This is a genomic window from Diplocloster modestus (assembly GCF_019042245.1).
In the GTDB taxonomy this organism is placed as follows: Bacteria; Bacillota; Clostridia; order Lachnospirales; family Lachnospiraceae; genus Diplocloster; species Diplocloster modestus.
In genome coordinates, this window is sequence record NZ_JAHQCX010000015.1 from 119,346 (window position 1) to 136,361 (window position 17,016).

Sequence of the window (17,016 nt, forward strand, 5' to 3'; positions counted from 1 at the left end):
GAGAACATATCAAATGTTCTCAGCGAATGGCCCCGGTTCCTGACCCCGCTGTCCCGTTTTTATTTAGCAGCTGCCGGCGCAAGCCCACAGCCGAGCGCCCGTCCAATTTTCCGCCGGCAACCGGGTACAGCCGCCGTGGGGCCTGCGAACAACCGCAGCCATCCCGGCAGAATCATGCCCCTGCACCTCCCGCTGCCCCTCCGCCGGCCCCGGACCATCCATCACCCCCGGCCCCCAACCAGAACTCATCAACAACCTCACCGGTCCACGAAGCGGTACCCGACCCCCACTTCGGTCATGATATAACGGGGATGGTTGGTGTCTTTTTCGATTTTGCGGCGGATGTTGGCCATAAAGACACGCAGGGACTGGTGTTCCCCGAATTCACTGTAGCCCCAGATTTCGTTCTGGATATAGGTGTGGGTCAGAACTTTGCCGGCATTTTTGACTAGGAGGACCAGGATCTTGTATTCGATGGGGGTGAGGTGGATCTCCTCCTCGTCTATGAATACCTGACGCTTTTCGAAGTCGATCTTCAAGGCATCCAGGGTAAAGATTTCGTCCGCGGTTTCTATGGGATAGGTGCTGCGCATGGCCACACGGATGCGGGCAAACAGTTCGTTGACACTGAAGGGCTTGGTCAGGTAGTCGTTGGCGCCCAGATCCAGGGCCTCGACCTTTTCTTTTTCCTGTCCCCTGGAGGAGATGACGATGATCGGGGTCTTGGAGGTCATGCGTACCTGCTTGATGACCTCGGTTCCGTCGATGTCGGGAAGGCCTAAGTCCAGGAGGATGAGATCCGGCTTGTTAGTCATGAACAGGGAGATGCCGTTCAATCCGTTCTCCGCTATATCGTAGGAATATCCGTTTGTCTTCATGGAGATTCCCAGGAAATTTAGTATACTTTTGTCATCTTCTATGATCAGTACCAGTCCTTTTGTATTTGTCATCGGCCGTCAGTCCTCTCTTTTTGCCGGGAGCAGGAAGTATACTGTCGCCCCCTGGTCTTCATTGTTATATGCATGGATGCTTCCGTTGTGCGCCTGAATGATCGCTTTGCAGATGCTTAGTCCCAGTCCGGTTCCCCTTTTTCCGTCGGCAGTGGAAGCACCGGATGTGACAAAGCTGTCGAACATGGTATCCAGAATTTTTTCGTCGATACCGCTGCCGTTATCGGTAACCTCAAAGCGGGCGTTCTCTTTGCCCCTCTCATCTTCGGTCAGGAATACATGAATCCGGATCGTGCCGTCCTGGGCTGTATGCTTCATGGAGTTTTCCATCAGGTTCACCAGTACCTGTATGATCAGCTGGCCATCCATGGGAATGACCAGCAGTTCTTCCGGCAGGTCGATATCAAGCGTTCTGCTGCCCAGGCGCCGTTCCATCCTGGATACCGCTTCGCTGACGATATCTTCCACCACTTCATCTTCATGCTGGATACTCAAACGCCCGTCCTGTATCCTGGTCATATTTAACAGATTATTTACCAGATTGCTCATCCAGGTGGAATCATTTAGAATATCCCGCAGCAGGGATTCCCTGCTCTCCTGATCTAATTTCTCGTAGCTCTCCAGCAGGAAACTGGCGCTTCCTGTGATGCCGGCAAGCGGGGTCCGAAGATCATGGGAAATGGAACGCAGCAGGTTGTTGCGCAGCTTTTCTTTCTCTGATTGTACCATAATTTCTTCTCTTTGTTGATTCAATATTACTTTTTCGATGGCAAAAGCCACTTCCGTCAGCATGGCCTTCATGACGTTTCTCTCAAAAGCCTCCAGCACCTCCCCATCCTTTAGTTCAATCCCTGCTACGGCAAATACCTGGCTGCCGTTTCGGATCGGGATATACATCGCTTTGCTGGAAGGCAGCGTATCCGTAGTCCTGCCGGCGGAATGGCGGTTTTTCAATACCCACAGAGCGGCTGCCTGCTCATATTCATTGTCCAGCAGTCTTTTCGCCTCCGCCTGTTCTTCCGGGCTTCCGAAGAATACCGGGCGGGAAAGGTTCCCGTCAAGGGCAGGATATAAGACTACGGCCTTGTGCAGCAATTCGGTTAGCTGCCGCGCCGTACCGCTGAATATTCCTTGGATATCCTGCTTTTTTTGCAGCATTTTACTGGTGTTGAACATAATCTCCGTCCGAACGGAAGTCTTGGTCGCCTGCATAGCCTGATTCTGCAGCTTTATGGCAAAAGAACTGATGATGAGCGAGACGACTAACATGACGAAAAACGTAAAGATATAGTTTTTATCATAAAAACGGAACGTGTAGACCGGAATGGTAAAGAAGAAGTTGAATATTACCACGCTTAGGAAGGAAGCGATGACACCGTAAATCCTGCCCCTGGTTATGGCCGCCACAATGAGTACGCCCAGCAGATAGATAGAAGTAATATTGGCTTCCGTCATACCGAACTTTTTCACCAGCAGGCCGGCCATGGTACAGGCCGCCAGAATGGCAGCTGTCCTGACACCATCTATCAGCTTCGGCCTTTTTATTCCGGAAAATTTTCTTTTGACCGCCCCGGCGGATATGTCCGGAATGATATAGATATCGATCTCCGGTGCCAGCAGTGAGAGTTTTTCGATCAGATTCAGGTCTTTATTGAACCAGGTTTTCTTTCTGACACTCCTGCCGATTACGATCTTGGATACTCCGGCCTGTCTGGCGTATCCGGCGATCTGGTGGGCTATATCCTGGCCATAGGTGGTTGCTATGTTGGCCCCCAGCTGCTTGGCCAGCTTAATATTATTGTCCAGCGGGGCCTTCAGCTTCTTATTCTCCTGCTCGTATTCCATCGTCTCCACAAAAAGCCCGGTAAAGTTGCCATGAAAGGCCTGTGCCATCCTGGCCGCGGTCCGAATCACTTTCGCATTACTGGGAGACCCTGATATGCACACCAGGATATGTTCTCCCGCGTAGTATTCCTGTTTCTGGCTGATCTCTTTTTCCCGGATGATATGTTTGGTAACCCGGTCTGCGCACCGCCGCAGCGCAATTTCACGCAGGGCAGTCAGGTTTTCGCTGGTAAAAAAGTTCGTGCAGGCCCGCTCCACCTTGGAGGTATCATAGATTTTCCCCTCCCTGAGCCGCTCCTGCAGTTCCTCCGGCTCGATGTCCACAAGCTCTACCTGGGTTGCCTCGTCGAAAATAAAATCAGGCACCCGCTCCTTGACGATCACATGGGTGATGGAGGTTACAATGTCGTTTAAGCTTTCCAAATGCTGTACATTCAAAGTGGTATATACATGTATACCCGCGTCCAGAAGTTCCTGAATATCCTGGTAGCGCTTCGGGTGTCTGGAGCCCGGCGCGTTGGTGTGGGCCAGCTCATCGACCAGAATCACCTGGGGTTTCCGTAGGAGCGCGGCATCCAGATCAAACTCCTTGAGCGTGATTCCTTTATATTCCACAGATCTGGGCGTCAGGGCTTTGAGACCTGCCGTCAGTTTCATGGTACCCGGACGGGTATGGGGTTCTATATAACCGGATACCACGTCCACACCGGATCTGGCCAGGTCATGGGCAGCTTCCAGCATCGTATAGGTTTTTCCGGATCCCGCTGCGTATCCAAAAAAAATCTTCAGCTTTCCATGATTTTCCTCCCGTTCCCGATCCTGTTCCTGTATCATTTTAAGAATCTGTTCCGGATTCCTCTTCTCCATCCCTGCACCTTCTTTCCCGTATCAATCATCATTTTCAGAACTGTTATGAGCACTATGTAAACTTCCAGTCTTCCGATAAACATCCCCGCTGTGGCAGTCCATAACACACCGGCTGGAGCATCATATCCAGTAATTCCTGCCGACAGCCCTACCGTACTGATCGCTGAGGAGAATTCAAACATGGAATCCTGTATTGAATACCCATAACAGCAGAATATAAATGTCCCGATCATAAATAAAAACATATACAGGACAAAGTAGTTGCTGACTGCACTTTTTTCTTCCTCTTTTAGTATCACCTTATCCCCGCACCGGTTGACGGTTCTGGGACGGATCACACGGTCCGGCGACAGACGGTCCTGCAACGTCCAGAACATTTCTTTCACTACCAGATATACCCGGTATTGCTTAATCCCTCCGGCCGTGGAGCCCGCCCCGCCGCCGATCAGCATCAGAAGCGTCATGAGCAGCATCAGAGCTGGGCTGAATGTCCGGAAACTGTCTACCGTCTGAAACCCCGTGGTCGTCATGGCGGAAACGGCCTGAAACACTGCGTTTCGAATACTCTCCGGTACCGATAAAGCAAACTGGCGCAGCATCAGCACGGCCGCCGCTGCGATAGCCGCCGGGTAGACCACTAACTGAAACCGGAATTCGCTATGGGAAACCACTTTCTTAAATTCCCCCTTCACCAGTGCCAGGTGGACCAGGAAACCGGTGCCGCCCAGGAGCATCAGTACAATCGTTACGATCTCGATTCCCAGATTCTGATAGTAGCCGATACTGGACGCTTTCGTGGAAAAGCCTCCGGTGGACACAGCGGCGATGGAATGGTTCAGGGCATCGAACCAGTTCATTCCGAAAACCATGTATAGTATTGTTCCACCGATAATATAACCGGAATAGATGGAAATAATTACCCGGGCCGATTTAACCAGATTGGGAGCCATCTGGTCATGTCCTTCCGCCTCAAACAGCCGCATACCATAATAATCGGTGATGACGGACATGACCACCAGAACTAACCCCACGCCTCCCACAAATAACATAATACTCCGGAACATCAAAAAAAGGTGGGGGGCCTCCTCCACATTGACTACAGAAAGTCCGGTAGTACTGTATCCGCTGGTACACTCAAAAACCGATTGCGTAAAATTATAGTTACCGGTCATCATAAATGGTACCGCACTGACCAGAATGGCCAGTGCCCAGGACAGTGTTACGATCATTGCCGCCTGATTCTTTTTCAGCCTCCCCCAGGCTTCTTCCTTTAAAAGCTCATAAACCAGATACCCGGCGATGACCGAAGTGATACCTGGCAGCAGGAAACATTTGGCATATTCCGCTTCCTGCGGATATACCGGCAGCAAAAGCAGAGGCAGCAGTAACGCTACCCCTACCAGAATACTTGTTATTCCAAGATACCGGATGATCAGCCGGTATCCGTTACCGTGTGACTGTTTCCGAGGCATTTACTCATTACCTCCTGAAAACTGATGGATCATCTCCTGCTGTCCAAGCTTCGACGATATCACCAGCAATTTATCTTTTTCCTGTATCCTTGTGGAGCCATTCGGAACGATCATATGATTCTCCCGGATGATACAGCTGATGATTACATTTTCCGGAATATCCAGTTCTTTAATCTGACAGTTGCAGACGGGATAGGAATCATGCACCTGCAGTTCCGTTAACACGATCTGATCTTCTTTCAATTCCAGCGACTTCCTGAAATTGTCCAGTGTAGTGGCCTCCGCGATCATGTGGGCCACCTCGTAGGTTGCGCTGATAACCGTATTAATTCCCAGTGCTCTGAATATTTCTACGTTCTTCGGATTGGAAACGACACAGACGGTCTTTTTTATGTGATAGAGCTTTTTCGCCATCTGACAGATCTCAAAATTGTCAGCATCATCCGGTTTGAGGGCAATCAGTACATCGAAATCCTCGATCTGCGCATCATCCATGACGGATTTCCTACACGGGTCCCCGCAGATTACCGGAAGGTTGTGGGTGTATGCCAGATATTTGCAGAACTCATCATCGTCGTTGATCACCACGACCCTGTGATGTTTTTCCAGCAGATTGGCTATCAGAAAATCCGCTTTTGTCCTTCCTCCGGCCACTATCATGTCCATTTCTTCACACTTCCAGACTTCAATTTATTCATTCTCTTATGCCTCTGCATGGCTGAGACGTTCAAATTCATTTACCGAAAGACGGAACGGATAGATCACCCGGATTCCATAGCCTTCGATTATATCTTCCATATTGGGATCGTTCAGCCTCATATATACATTGGGGACCTGGTAGATCCTCCCCGCCATCTGGCACACCAGACTGTTGATATTATCCCGCTCGGCGGCCGCTATCACCATATCCGCATTCCCGATTCCGGCTTTTTCCAGCAGATTCTTATCCGTTCCGTCACCAGTGATCTGATACCCGCTGAAATTATCAGGAAGCTGCCCAAATGCCGTCTCGTCTTTATCGATTACGATCGTATCATATCCCTTATCGCATAAACTGCCGGCCAGGTTCGCACCTAATCTTCCGCAGCCAATCACCAGCGCTGTCTGCCGTTTCTTTCTCATTAAATGGCTATTCTTAAACATAAGGCGTTCCTTCCTTTCCTTTGATAATTTTATTATATTAGCAAAGGAATTAAGATACCATGCATTTTGTCACGGCAGATGTTAAGATTGTGTAAAGATAGCGGCTTTGCAATTTACGCCACTATTCTACTTTAAAATGCCGTCCAGCGCAAGGTTGACTTCTAATACATTTACCCGCTTTTCCCCGAAAATCCCCAGAAATTTTCCGTCCGTATACTTAACAATCACCTGTCTAAGCTCCTCTTCGGATATTCCTCTGGATTCTGCGATTCTCGGCACCTGATACTCAGCCGCAGCAGGAGAAATATGAGGGTCCAGTCCGGAACCCGAGCTGGTGACAAGATCAACCGGTATCGCTTCCCCGTCTCTTTGTGGATTCGCGGCCTTTATCTTCTCCACTCTCTCGGCGATCATGCCTTCCAGCTCTTCCCCGGCCGGGCTTTTGTTGGAAGCCCAGGAATAAACTAGTGTTTCTCCCTTATCGTTCGTGTAAGTCTCCGTGTCCAGATTCATAATTCTGCCCCACAGGTAATCATCTGAGGTAAATTCCTGGGCCAGAAGGGCACTTCCATATTTTTTACCGTCGATCTCTATGATGGACCCGTTTGCTTTATCATTAAAAAATACTTTTGAAATGCCGGTTACAACAAGCGGATAGATCAGGCCTGTGATAACCATCAGTAAAACGAAAAAACCAAGCATTTTCGGTACAACTGCTTTTAATGTTTTCATAACTTTTCCTCCATTTGCATTTGAAAGCTACATATTCAGAGCCATTCGGTTACGATTGTCTGTATGATCCCAAACAGGATCATAGCAGACATTACCGTCACCAGCGGTATGATCACCGCGTACCGGAACATTTTTAAAACCTGTTTGAATGAATATTTAAAATACATTTCCCGGATCACTTCCTACAGAATTCCCATACCTACAATAATTACATCGATCAGCTTAATTGCCAGAAACGGAATCAGAATCCCGCCCAGCCCATAGACCAGCAGATTTTTGGAAAGCATTTTCGAAGCGGGCACCTCCCGGTATTTGACCCCCTTAAGCGCCAGCGGGATCAATGCCACGATAATCAGCGCATTATAGATGATGGCTGAGATAATCGCGCTCTGGGCACTGTGCAGATTCATAATGTTCAGTGCCTGCAGCCCCGGATATAAGCTGACAAACAGAGCCGGTATGATAGCAAAGTATTTCGCCACATCATTGGCGATGCTGAAAGTGGTAAGGGCTCCACGGGTCATCAACAGCTGTTTGCCGATCTTCACGATCTCAATAAGCTTCGTCGGTGAGGAGTCCAGATCCACCATATTTCCGGCTTCTTTGGCCGCCTGGGTACCCGTATTCATGGCTACGGCCACATCGGCCTGGGCCAGAGCCGGAGCATCGTTGGTCCCGTCTCCGGTCATGGCCACCAGATGGCCATGGGCCTGGTAATCGCGGATCATGGTTAATTTTGCTTCCGGGGTAGCTTCCGCCAGGAAGTCGTCGACACCAGCCTCCGCCGCGATGGCCGATGCCGTCAGCGGATTATCTCCAGTGATCATGATGGTCTTGATTCCCATCTTCCGAAGATCCGAAAATTTATCTTTTACTCCATGTTTTACAATATCCTTCAGGTGGATCACGCCCAGAACATTCCCATTTTTAGCCACCACCAGCGGTGTACCGCCCTGTTTGGAAATGTCCGTCACTATCTGTTCGCATTCACTGCTGAACGAGCCTCCTTTGGAAATCACATATTCTCTGATGGCGTCGGCTGCGCCCTTTCTGATTTCATTGCCTTCATAATCCACTCCGCTCATTCTGGTCTTAGCGGTAAAAGGAATGAACCGGGCATGCATCTGACCGATCTTTCTCTCCCGGATCCCATACTCTTCCTTGGCCAGTACCACCACGCTTCTTCCCTCCGGCGTCTCATCCGCCAGGGAGGCCAGCTGGGCAGCATCCGCAAGTTCTCTCTTATCTTTGCCGTCTACCGGGATGAATTCGCCGGCCTGCCGGTTACCCAGGGTGATCGTTCCGGTCTTATCCAGCAGCAGGATATCCACATCCCCGGCCGCCTCGATGGCGCGGCCGCTCATGGCCAGCACATTGGCCTGATTCAGCCGGCTCATTCCGGCGATACCGATGGCCGACAGCAGCGCACCGATCGTCGTGGGCGCCAGGCAGATTAACAGTGCCACTAATGCGGTCACAGATGTCGGGTTGGGCTGTCCCATCTGCCCCGCGGAAAAAAGGGAGTAGGCATACAGTGCCACTGTCACCAGCAGGAAGATCATGGACAGGGCGACCAGCAGGATCTGCAGGGCGATCTCGTTGGGCGTCTTCTTTCTGGCAGCCCCTTCTACCATGGCGATCATCTTATCCAGGAAGCTTTCGCCTGGTTCACTGGTAATTCGAATCACCAGCCAGTCGGATACCACGGTGGTTCCGCCTGTCACAGCACTTCTGTCCCCGCCGCTCTCACGGATCACCGGCGCGGATTCACCGGTAATCGCGCTTTCATCCACCGATGCCGCGCCTTCGATTACTTCGCCGTCACCGGGGATCTGTTCCCCGGCCCTTACATATACAATGTCGCCTTTGACCAAATTTCCGGACGGAACATGCTGGATTTTATCTTTTTTATCCGGGGACGGGATTTTATTGGCGGTCACGTCCTTTCTGTTGGCACGCAGCGTATCTGCCTGAGCCTTTCCGCGCCCTTCAGCGATGGCTTCCGCGAAATTTGCAAACAGGACGGTAAGCCATAAGATGACAGAAACACTCAGGATAAAAGCGGGCTGTGCGTCTCTTACGCCGCACAACGCGAAGGCAAACAGTACCAGGGTCAGTATGGCTGATACATAGACCATAAACATGACCGGATTTTTAATCTGCACTCTGGGATCCAGCTTGACAAAAGAATCCTTCAGTGCCCGTGTCATTATTTTTTTATCGGAAAATATACTTTTCTTTTTCTCACTCATTTTTACAGCCTCCACTAAGCAATCATTTGAAAGAATTCAGCGATCGGTCCAAGTGCCAGTGCCGGGAAGAAGCTCAGTGCTCCTACCAGAAGAACGATGAAAACCAGCAGGAAAATGAACATCGCGTTATGGGTGGGCAGCGTTCCCGCGCTGACCGCCACTTTTTTCTTCTGTACCAGGCTTCCCGCGATCGCCAATGCAGCCAGCATGGGGAGGAAACGTACAAACAGCATAACCAGTCCAATGCTGACATTTAGGAACGGTGTATTCGCGTTGAATCCGGCAAAGGCCGATCCATTGTTCCCTCCTGCGGAGGAGTAAGCATACAGGATTTCCGACAGGCCGTGGGCGCCTGGATTATTCAGGCTGTCTGCCGTAGCCGGAAGCAGGCAGGCCAGACCGCTGCCGATCAGGATTCCGATCGGCGTGGCCAGGCATACCAGCACAGCCATCTTCATCTCAAAAGGCTCGATCTTTTTCCCCAGGTATTCCGGTGTCCTGCCCACCATCAGTCCGGCGATAAACACAGTCAAAATCGCGAAACCGATCATCCCGTACAGCCCGCAGCCAGTCCCGCCGAACACGACTTCTCCAAGCATCATTAAGAGCATGGGTATCATACCGCCGATCGGGGTATAGCTGTCATGCATGGAGTTTACCGAACCGTTGGAAGCTGCCGTAGTAAATGCGGCCCAGGTAGAAGAAGTGGCGATACCAAACCGGGTCTCCTTCCCTTCCATATTCCCGCCTGCCTGGTCTGCTCCGGCAGCGATGTCTACCGCGCCGTTTTGTGCCAGCTGGGGTGTCCCGGCCTGTTCATTAAAGGCAACGATGCCAAGAGCCACGACCAGCATCAGAAACATCGCAATGAAAATCGCCCGTCCCTGCCTCATATCTTTTATATTACGCCCAAACGTAAAGCAAAGTCCGACAGGGATTAGCAGGAGCAGGATCATCTCAAACATATTGCTAAGCGGGGTGGGATTCTCAAACGGATGTGTGGAATTCAGCCCCCAGAAACCGCCGCCGTTGGTACCGGCCTGTTTGATTGCGATCTGGCTGGCCGCAGGTCCCAAAGGAATTACTTCCTTCGTAACTACCGTACCGTCTTCCAACGTGACAGGCTCCAGCAAATCTACCTCCTGATATTCACGGAACGTCTGCGGAACCCCCTGGGACACTAATACAACTGCGGAAATCAGACAGATCGGCATTAGAATATAAAGGACAATTTTCGTCATATCCGTATAGAAATTCCCCAGGCCTTTTTTCTTCACCCTCAGGAATCCGCGGATCAGCGCAAACAGCACCGCTATCCCGGTCGCAGCCGACACGAAGTTCTGGACATTTAATCCCAGCATTTGTGTGAAATAACTCAAACCTCCGGATGGGTTCTCCGCCGAATACGCCTGCCAGTTCGTATTGGTAACAAAACTCGATGTAGTATTAAAGGCGAGATGCCAGGACTGACCGCCGAATTTCTCCGGATTCAGCGGAAGAATTCCCTGTCCCAGACACATGACGAGCAAAAAAATAAAGCCTATAACACTGAACGCCACCGCGCACACTGCGTATTTTTTCCAGGTCATATCTTCGTCTTTGTCGATATGTAACAACTTATAGATTCCGTTTTCCACCGGGGACAGGATTCTGGACAAGAACACCTTCTCCCCATTCATTACTTTTCCCATGTATTTGCCCAATGGGATTCCAAGCGCAACTAAAATCACCAGATATAACACACATTGAATCACCACATTGCTCATAGCTTATCACCTCTCAGCAAGATCATCGTCAAATACACAAATAGAAATACTGCTGTCAAACCAATTAGACCTAGCATTACACTCATAGACTTCTACCTCCATTTTTACATAACTCCCAGTAGTTTACAGATCAGCCATACCGGGACCGCACAGATGGTGGTCAGGACACTCAGTGATATGACCAGTCCTGCCCCAATCGCAAACTGTCCCAGAAGCAAGGCCGTAAACGGATGCGCATCGACGAATTCCTGATATTTCGCATTCTCTCTGAATTTCAGAAGATTGCGGATTCTCTTCCTCAATGGTACCGGTTGGTATCCATAGGTTTCTGGTATGGTCTGAAAACTGCTCTGTGCTAACATAGGAAACATCCCCTTCTATGACTTTATCTTTTCTACACTTAAAGGTTAGCACAAAAAAAATAAAGAAAGCATATCGCTTTCCTTATACGGCATTAAGATTCTGTTAACAGGGCCAGCGGATGAATTTACCTTTATTTATATAGAAGAAGATATTATCTAGATAGAAGAAGATATAAAAATATCAAATTGTTCGCCGTTTCCAGTTATGGTATAATAGCGGAGGACATTATATCTGTTTTTTCTACATAAAGTGAGGAACTTAAGGTGAAATGGGTAAAAAGGCTTTACGGAATTTGCGTTTATCTAGTTTTAGCTAATTATATTTTATTTATCACACGGCATCCCTTCCCTCTGCCGTTGGTGATAGCAGGAATACTGCTGTTTTGTACCGCCTATGTGCTGTATCAGATCCTGCCTGTCTACCGAAAAAAATTGACGGTCAGGCTGCAGGCTTTATCCGGCGGTTATGAACTGATCCTGGTAACCGGGATCTGTGCAGTGGCCGAGGTGGTGTTTCTGATCTGGTTTGGATCCCAAAGGCTGTCCAATTGGGGGGAGGTTGTCATCTTCCTGTTTAATATTCTGGTGGCTGTGATTCTGGGTTTTCTGATGACGCTGAACAGTTTTTTGCGGATTATTGCTGCCTCCACTCAGATCAGTCTGCTTAAAAGACTGGCCTGGCTCCTGCTTTGGTGGGTTCCTGTGCTGAATCTGTGGTTGACTTTTTCTATCTGTCATAAAGTCCGTATGGAATATGAATTTGAGTTGAGTAAGATTGAATTAAATGAAGTGCGCCGGGAAAATGAACTGTGCAGAACCCGATATCCGGTAGTATTGGTACATGGAGTCTTTTTCAGGGACTGGCAGTTTTTTAACTATTGGGGAAGAATACCAAAAGAGCTGATCCGTAATGGCTGTACAGTCTATTATGGCAAGCAGCAGTCCGCCGCTTCGGTCGAAACCAGCGCCCTGGAGCTTAAGGAACGGGTTCTGGAGATTATACGGAAAACCGGCTGTGAAAAAGTGAACCTGATCGCACACTCAAAAGGCGGACTGGATTCCCGCTATGCCATCAGCTGTCTCGGTCTCGCACCCTATGTCGCCTCTTTAACCACCATCAATACACCCCATCAGGGCTGCTGCTGGGTGGATCAGGTGCTGACCCGATGCCCGAAGAAACTGTTGTCCTTCGTATCAGCCAAATATAACCGGCTCTTTTCCAAATTAGGAGACGCTTCACCGGACTTTCAGTCCGCAGTCTATGACCTGACGCATGATCACTGCTCTTTGATCAATGCAAAGGCTGTAGATTGTCCCGGGATTCTCTATCAAAGCGTAATGTCCCGTATGAAAAGTCCACTCAGTGATGGGATTCCCTGTAATATCGGTTACCTCCTCGTCAAACATTGCGAAGGTGTCAATGATGGTCTGGTATGTGCTGGTTCCGCGATCTGGGGAAAGTTTTTAGGCTATTTGGAAACGCCCGGGCGCCGTGGGATCTCTCACGGAGACATGATCGATCTGCGCAGAGAAAATATTAAGGATTTTGATGTAAGGGAATTTTACGTGAAGCTTGTGAAAGAACTAAAAGAACAGGGTTTTTGAAATCCTGTTCTTTTCGTATGACGCGGCAAATCGTTTTATGCCGTATGCCGCGAAGTATCTTTTATATGCCTGTCTAAGATCTCATGAACTCTTTCCACTTCATCAAGTATCAGCCTCTCAGACTTTCTGATTTGATATTTTAGATATTCAATATCTGACTTATCCGCTTTTTTGGCTAACTCGGCTTTGATTCCTGTGATTTCCGACTTCATTCCTGCGATTTCCGACTTCATTCCTGTTATTTCCGACTTCATTTCTGTGATTTCCGACTTCGTTCCTGCGATTTCCGACTTCATTCCTGCGATTTCCGACTTCGTTCCTGCGATTTCCGACTTCATTCCTGAGATTTCCGACTTCATTCCTGCGATTTCCATCTTAACAGGATCTAATTTTGCATCCATTATTGCTGCTATAGCCTGTAAATCATCCTGTGACAATGCCATAATATCCCCCTCCTTTCTCCATTTTCTACTTAATTTTAATATCCCCTAAATAAATATGTTCTTTCAATCCAATCGATCAGGATCTCAAAGTATTAGAATCCAGGGGGACTTGATTATTCTCATTGGCAGTATTCCAGTAAACATACAAAATATATAGGCAGCATATACGCATATATATATGTAAATTTCTGTTATTCACGTCCCTATTTCAATCTTTTGTTTTGTAATATTATAGTCTCCAAGCAGTACCTATTACAAGTAAAATATCCGGATATTCTATAAATTTTATTCTCTGATAAAACATGTGGGAATACGGGCAGAACTGCCAATTGAGATCATATAATTCTAATAAATTTATTATATACACTTATTAGACTATTGGCAATAATTCTCAGGTAATTTACAAAACTTTAATATTCTCGTAAATCAATATTCTGCTTTTGCCTTGCATTTTTTCCGGAATACAGGTACACTCTCCTTAAGCTCAAATGCAAAGAAAAAGATGGTATACATATGGATCTGCGTATCTTTCAGGAAAACGATCAACTCCAGACCAATATTTTTTTCGAACAATGCCTGCCGGAATCCGGGCGTATATTTGATCCATCCGGACGGCATGCATCACTTACCAGGCTGTCGGAAACCTTTTCGGAAGGCAGATGCTGGTGTCTGTTTGACGGCGTTAAACTGGTTGGAACCGCAGCGGTCCGTCCTCTGATCCTGTTGAATAAAAAATCAGATTCTGCTCCCTGCGCAACTGATTGTGAGTTGAAAATACTATATCTGCGGCAGTCGTACCATGGAAAAGGCTATGGATCACTTCTTCTGTCCACAGCCCTGTCCTATGCGCTGGATTGCGGATATCGCAGCATGTATCTGGATACCATACGTTCTGGTTCCGGCGCCATAGCGTTGTACCGAAAGTATGGTTTTTTGGAAATACCGCGGTATAACAATAATCCTCATGCAGATCTTTTTATGGCAAAAGACCTGTCTATTCTTTCTTAAGTTTTACAACTCATCTTCATACTGGATTTCCAGTCCCGGCTGATGACTTTTTCCCATTTTATGCCGGGCTTTCCGGTTGGCTACCGTGTCAAATATAATCGAGAAATCATAGTCTTCAGGATATAATTCCGAAGCCGGGACCAGCAGTTTCAGCCTCTTATAGAGAACCTTCTGCTTCCGTCCCTTGACCTGGACGATTACTTCCCCCATTTCATCCGCCGGTCTATATACGATTCCGGTATCTTTCCGCGGATAGATACATACGCTGTCTCCCATTTGAAAAATATTTTGAGGTAAGTTTTCCGGAACCGGCTTATCCTGTATCGGCTGAATCCGCGGACCTTTTGATCCGGCTTTTTCAACCGGCTGTTTTTTATCCGCCTGGTCCCATGTTTCCAACGGAATATGCGTATCTTTATCCTGTTTTAATTCCTTACCGTAAGCCGCCTGCTCCGCTTTTTTTAATAATTTCGGGGACATCCCCAGTCTGCCGGCTATATAAAGCGCACAGCTTTCCCCGGCCACTCCCTGTTCCATCCGGTAGAGAGGACTTAGAGTGTCCCTGTCAAACGCCATCCTGGCATTTTGTATCCCGCCTGTTTTCTCTGCATAAGTTTTCACCTCCGGATAGTGTGTCGTCACCAGGAACAGACAACCGCGTTTCTTTAGTTCGTCCAGGACCGCGACAGCGATCCCCATGCCTTCCGTCGGATCCGTACCGGACCCCAGCTCATCCAGCAGCACCAGGCTCTCTTCATTCACCTGATCCAGAATCTGAATCACATTGTTCATATGGGCGGAAAAAGTAGACAAATTCTCCGATATGCTCTGTCTGTCTCCTATGTCGCACAGGTACTGGCTGTTCATACACAGACAGGTTCCCTCTCCGGCCGGGACATGCAGACCGCACTGGGCCATCATACATAGAAGACCAACTGTCTTGAGAGCCACTGTCTTGCCACCGGTATTCGGCCCGGTAATCACTACCCCGTGAAACGCATCCCCCAGGATAAAATCTAACGGTACGCATTTATCCTCCGGTATCAGAGGATGGCGTCCGCCACAGATCCGGATGCCGCGCTCTGTGGTAATTACAGGAGGTATTCCCCTCATCTGTGCGCTTAGCTTAGCTTTTGCGAAGATCATATCCAGCTTCTGCATCATCTCCATATTGAACCGGAGTTCGTTGCCTTTTGCCTCCACGGCTCCGGTAAGTTCATATAGAATTCTGCGGATTTCATCTTCTTTTTCAATCATCAGGCCGGACAGCTCTTCCCGCAGTCTTGCCGTTGACGCGGGTTCTATAAAATAAGTGCCCTTACTGCCTGAGATATCGACAACCGAGCCGCTTACCTGGTTTTTATATTCTTTTTTAACCGGCAGTACATAGATATGATTGCGCCGGACCGGAGTATCTCCTGAAAACCACTGTCGGTTTCTACCAAGCATCTGATTTAATTTTTCCTGTATCCGGCTTTGCGTTAGTTCGATGTTCCGGCAGACCGTCCGAAGATATGACGATGCATTTTCGTACACCTCATCATAACGGATTGCTCGCGTTATTTTCTCATACAATTCTGTAAGGTCATAGACTCCTTCTCCATAAGAGGCCAATCCAGGCTCCAGTTCTTTCGCTCTTTTCAGATATTGTTTCATTCGCCTGCAGCCGGTGATAAATCCTGCCACTTCATTCAACTGCTCCGGCAGCAGCATCCCTCCTGCCCGGCATAATTCCATGATGTTTTCCAGGTCTTTCATCATACACACAGGGGGCAGTCCATACGTATCATAAATATGCCTCGCTCTGGTGGTCTCTTCCAACTGTTCTTTGCATTTTCTTTCATCGTTAAACGGAGCCAGCTGCATTAACTTTTCTTTCGCCTCTTTACTCACCGCCATCTCACGCAGCATATCTCGTATTTTATTAAATTCTAATATTTGTTCATTCTGATTCATATTTCCCTCCATGCCTGCGCTTTCCTGCGCATATATTTGTTCATAGCAAAGAATAAGAGTATCCCGCGGAGCGTTTTTTATTTCATAGGTGCTACTTTCTTATAAAATAAAAAATCCCGCAGCTGCACATACGACCTTCGGTCAGAATGCTCCTGCGGGATTACGGAAAAGGCACAACCTATAAACGGATATGGCATATTGCATATCTTATTCCAACAAAAAACGGGGCGAAATTATCACCGTTACATATCCTTTATCGCAATTGGTTCTATATACTGACAGCAGTCTGTAAGGGCAGCATACAGGGGTACCAAAACAAACGGCCTAAGCCGCCGCCTTTTGTACACCTGTTACAACGATTTAGTTGTCTTTTACCTCTACAGACACTACCGACATCAAAACCAACCTCTCATTTATCAATTTTTCACAGTATATCAGATTCACTTGTGCTTGTCAACGTACTCTCATCCTGCTTTCCATGACCTGAAATGAAAAAGTAAATTCCACTCTCTTTTCTTGCGGTAGCATTTACTTCTGCACAGTTGATATTTACTCTTTCATATCAGTATGATATCTTTGTAGTTCCTTCTGGCAGCAGTAGAAGGAGATTTCTAT

General features: G+C 48.2%; 15 protein-coding genes. 2 read left to right on the top strand and 13 right to left on the bottom strand.

Translation table 11 applies throughout. The features are described from left to right. Positions 1-63 precede the first annotated feature (63 nt). The 11 genes from KTH90_RS18620 to KTH90_RS18665 form a co-directional block, all read right to left on the bottom strand. Entirely contained in the window at positions 64-249 is a 186-nt protein-coding gene (locus KTH90_RS18620; protein WP_158354249.1) for a hypothetical protein, read from the bottom strand. Between the two features lie 8 nt (positions 250-257). Then, a complete protein-coding gene (locus KTH90_RS18625; RefSeq protein WP_158354248.1) occupies positions 258-950 on the bottom strand; it encodes a response regulator in 693 nt (230 codons plus the stop codon). Between the two features lie 6 nt (positions 951-956). Then, positions 957-3,662, bottom strand: coding sequence for a sensor histidine kinase (locus tag KTH90_RS18630; protein WP_158354247.1), 2,706 nt, complete (start codon positions 3,660-3,662; stop codon positions 957-959). Further along, entirely contained in the window at positions 3,626-5,134 is a 1,509-nt protein-coding gene (locus KTH90_RS18635; protein ID WP_158354246.1) for a TrkH family potassium uptake protein, read from the bottom strand. Before KTH90_RS18635 ends, KTH90_RS18630 begins: the two co-directional genes overlap by 37 nt. Next, positions 5,135-5,800 (bottom strand): potassium channel family protein, encoded by a 666-nt coding sequence (locus tag KTH90_RS25155; protein WP_158354245.1) that lies wholly within the window; start codon positions 5,798-5,800, stop codon positions 5,135-5,137. It abuts the gene before it with no gap. 36 nt (positions 5,801-5,836) lie between these two features. Further along, the gene (locus KTH90_RS18645; RefSeq protein ID WP_238727251.1) at positions 5,837-6,277 is read right to left on the bottom strand and encodes a potassium channel family protein; all 441 of its coding nucleotides are present in this window, start codon (positions 6,275-6,277) and stop codon (positions 5,837-5,839) included. A gap of 126 nt (positions 6,278-6,403) precedes the next feature. After that, a complete protein-coding gene (kdpC, locus tag KTH90_RS18650) occupies positions 6,404-7,009 on the bottom strand; it encodes a potassium-transporting ATPase subunit KdpC (protein WP_158354244.1) in 606 nt (201 codons plus the stop codon). Positions 7,010-7,044: 35 nt separating this feature from the next. After that, on the bottom strand, positions 7,045-7,176 hold the full coding sequence (locus KTH90_RS24965) for a hypothetical protein (protein WP_275061437.1): 132 nt from the start codon (positions 7,174-7,176) through the stop codon (positions 7,045-7,047). Positions 7,177-7,191: 15 nt separating this feature from the next. Then, on the bottom strand, positions 7,192-9,261 hold the full coding sequence (gene kdpB, locus KTH90_RS18655) for a potassium-transporting ATPase subunit KdpB (protein WP_158354243.1): 2,070 nt from the start codon (positions 9,259-9,261) through the stop codon (positions 7,192-7,194). A gap of 14 nt (positions 9,262-9,275) precedes the next feature. After that, positions 9,276-11,027, bottom strand: coding sequence for a potassium-transporting ATPase subunit KdpA (kdpA, locus tag KTH90_RS18660; RefSeq protein WP_158354242.1), 1,752 nt, complete (start codon positions 11,025-11,027; stop codon positions 9,276-9,278). A 104-nt stretch (positions 11,028-11,131) separates the two neighbouring features. Further along, positions 11,132-11,389, bottom strand: coding sequence for a hypothetical protein (locus KTH90_RS18665; protein ID WP_158354241.1), 258 nt, complete (start codon positions 11,387-11,389; stop codon positions 11,132-11,134). A gap of 264 nt (positions 11,390-11,653) precedes the next feature. Here KTH90_RS18665 and KTH90_RS18670 point away from each other — a divergent pair, with 264 nt between their 5' ends. Then, positions 11,654-12,994, top strand: a complete 1,341-nt coding sequence (locus KTH90_RS18670; RefSeq protein WP_238727252.1) for an esterase/lipase family protein — start codon at positions 11,654-11,656, stop codon at positions 12,992-12,994. 35 nt (positions 12,995-13,029) lie between these two features. On the opposite strand, the gene KTH90_RS18675 is transcribed toward KTH90_RS18670, so the two are convergent. Then, on the bottom strand, positions 13,030-13,437 hold the full coding sequence (locus KTH90_RS18675; RefSeq protein WP_158354240.1) for a hypothetical protein: 408 nt from the start codon (positions 13,435-13,437) through the stop codon (positions 13,030-13,032). Positions 13,438-13,950: 513 nt separating this feature from the next. Here KTH90_RS18675 and KTH90_RS18680 point away from each other — a divergent pair. Then, entirely contained in the window at positions 13,951-14,445 is a 495-nt protein-coding gene (locus KTH90_RS18680; protein WP_158354239.1) for a GNAT family N-acetyltransferase, read from the top strand. A gap of 3 nt (positions 14,446-14,448) precedes the next feature. On the opposite strand, the gene KTH90_RS18685 is transcribed toward KTH90_RS18680, so the two are convergent. Beyond that, positions 14,449-16,401 (bottom strand): endonuclease MutS2, encoded by a 1,953-nt coding sequence (locus tag KTH90_RS18685; RefSeq protein ID WP_158354238.1) that lies wholly within the window; start codon positions 16,399-16,401, stop codon positions 14,449-14,451. Positions 16,402-17,016 lie beyond the last annotated feature (615 nt).

Coding starts and splice junctions, on each gene's coding strand:
- KTH90_RS18620 (WP_158354249.1), bottom strand. CDS start 249: ATGAGTTCTGGTTGGGGGCCGGGGGTGATGGATGGTCCGGGGCCGGCG.
- KTH90_RS18625 (WP_158354248.1), bottom strand. CDS start 950: ATGACAAATACAAAAGGACTGGTACTGATCATAGAAGATGACAAAAGT.
- KTH90_RS18630 (WP_158354247.1), bottom strand. CDS start 3,662: ATGGAGAAGAGGAATCCGGAACAGATTCTTAAAATGATACAGGAACAG.
- KTH90_RS18635 (WP_158354246.1), bottom strand. CDS start 5,134: ATGCCTCGGAAACAGTCACACGGTAACGGATACCGGCTGATCATCCGG.
- KTH90_RS25155 (WP_158354245.1), bottom strand. CDS start 5,800: ATGGACATGATAGTGGCCGGAGGAAGGACAAAAGCGGATTTTCTGATA.
- KTH90_RS18645 (WP_238727251.1), bottom strand. CDS start 6,277: ATGTTTAAGAATAGCCATTTAATGAGAAAGAAACGGCAGACAGCGCTG.
- kdpC (WP_158354244.1), bottom strand. CDS start 7,009: ATGAAAACATTAAAAGCAGTTGTACCGAAAATGCTTGGTTTTTTCGTT.
- KTH90_RS24965 (WP_275061437.1), bottom strand. CDS start 7,176: ATGTATTTTAAATATTCATTCAAACAGGTTTTAAAAATGTTCCGGTAC.
- kdpB (WP_158354243.1), bottom strand. CDS start 9,261: ATGAGTGAGAAAAAGAAAAGTATATTTTCCGATAAAAAAATAATGACA.
- kdpA (WP_158354242.1), bottom strand. CDS start 11,027: ATGAGCAATGTGGTGATTCAATGTGTGTTATATCTGGTGATTTTAGTT.
- KTH90_RS18665 (WP_158354241.1), bottom strand. CDS start 11,389: ATGTTAGCACAGAGCAGTTTTCAGACCATACCAGAAACCTATGGATAC.
- KTH90_RS18675 (WP_158354240.1), bottom strand. CDS start 13,437: ATGGCATTGTCACAGGATGATTTACAGGCTATAGCAGCAATAATGGAT.
- KTH90_RS18680 (WP_158354239.1), top strand. CDS start 13,951: ATGGATCTGCGTATCTTTCAGGAAAACGATCAACTCCAGACCAATATT.
- KTH90_RS18685 (WP_158354238.1), bottom strand. CDS start 16,401: ATGAATCAGAATGAACAAATATTAGAATTTAATAAAATACGAGATATG.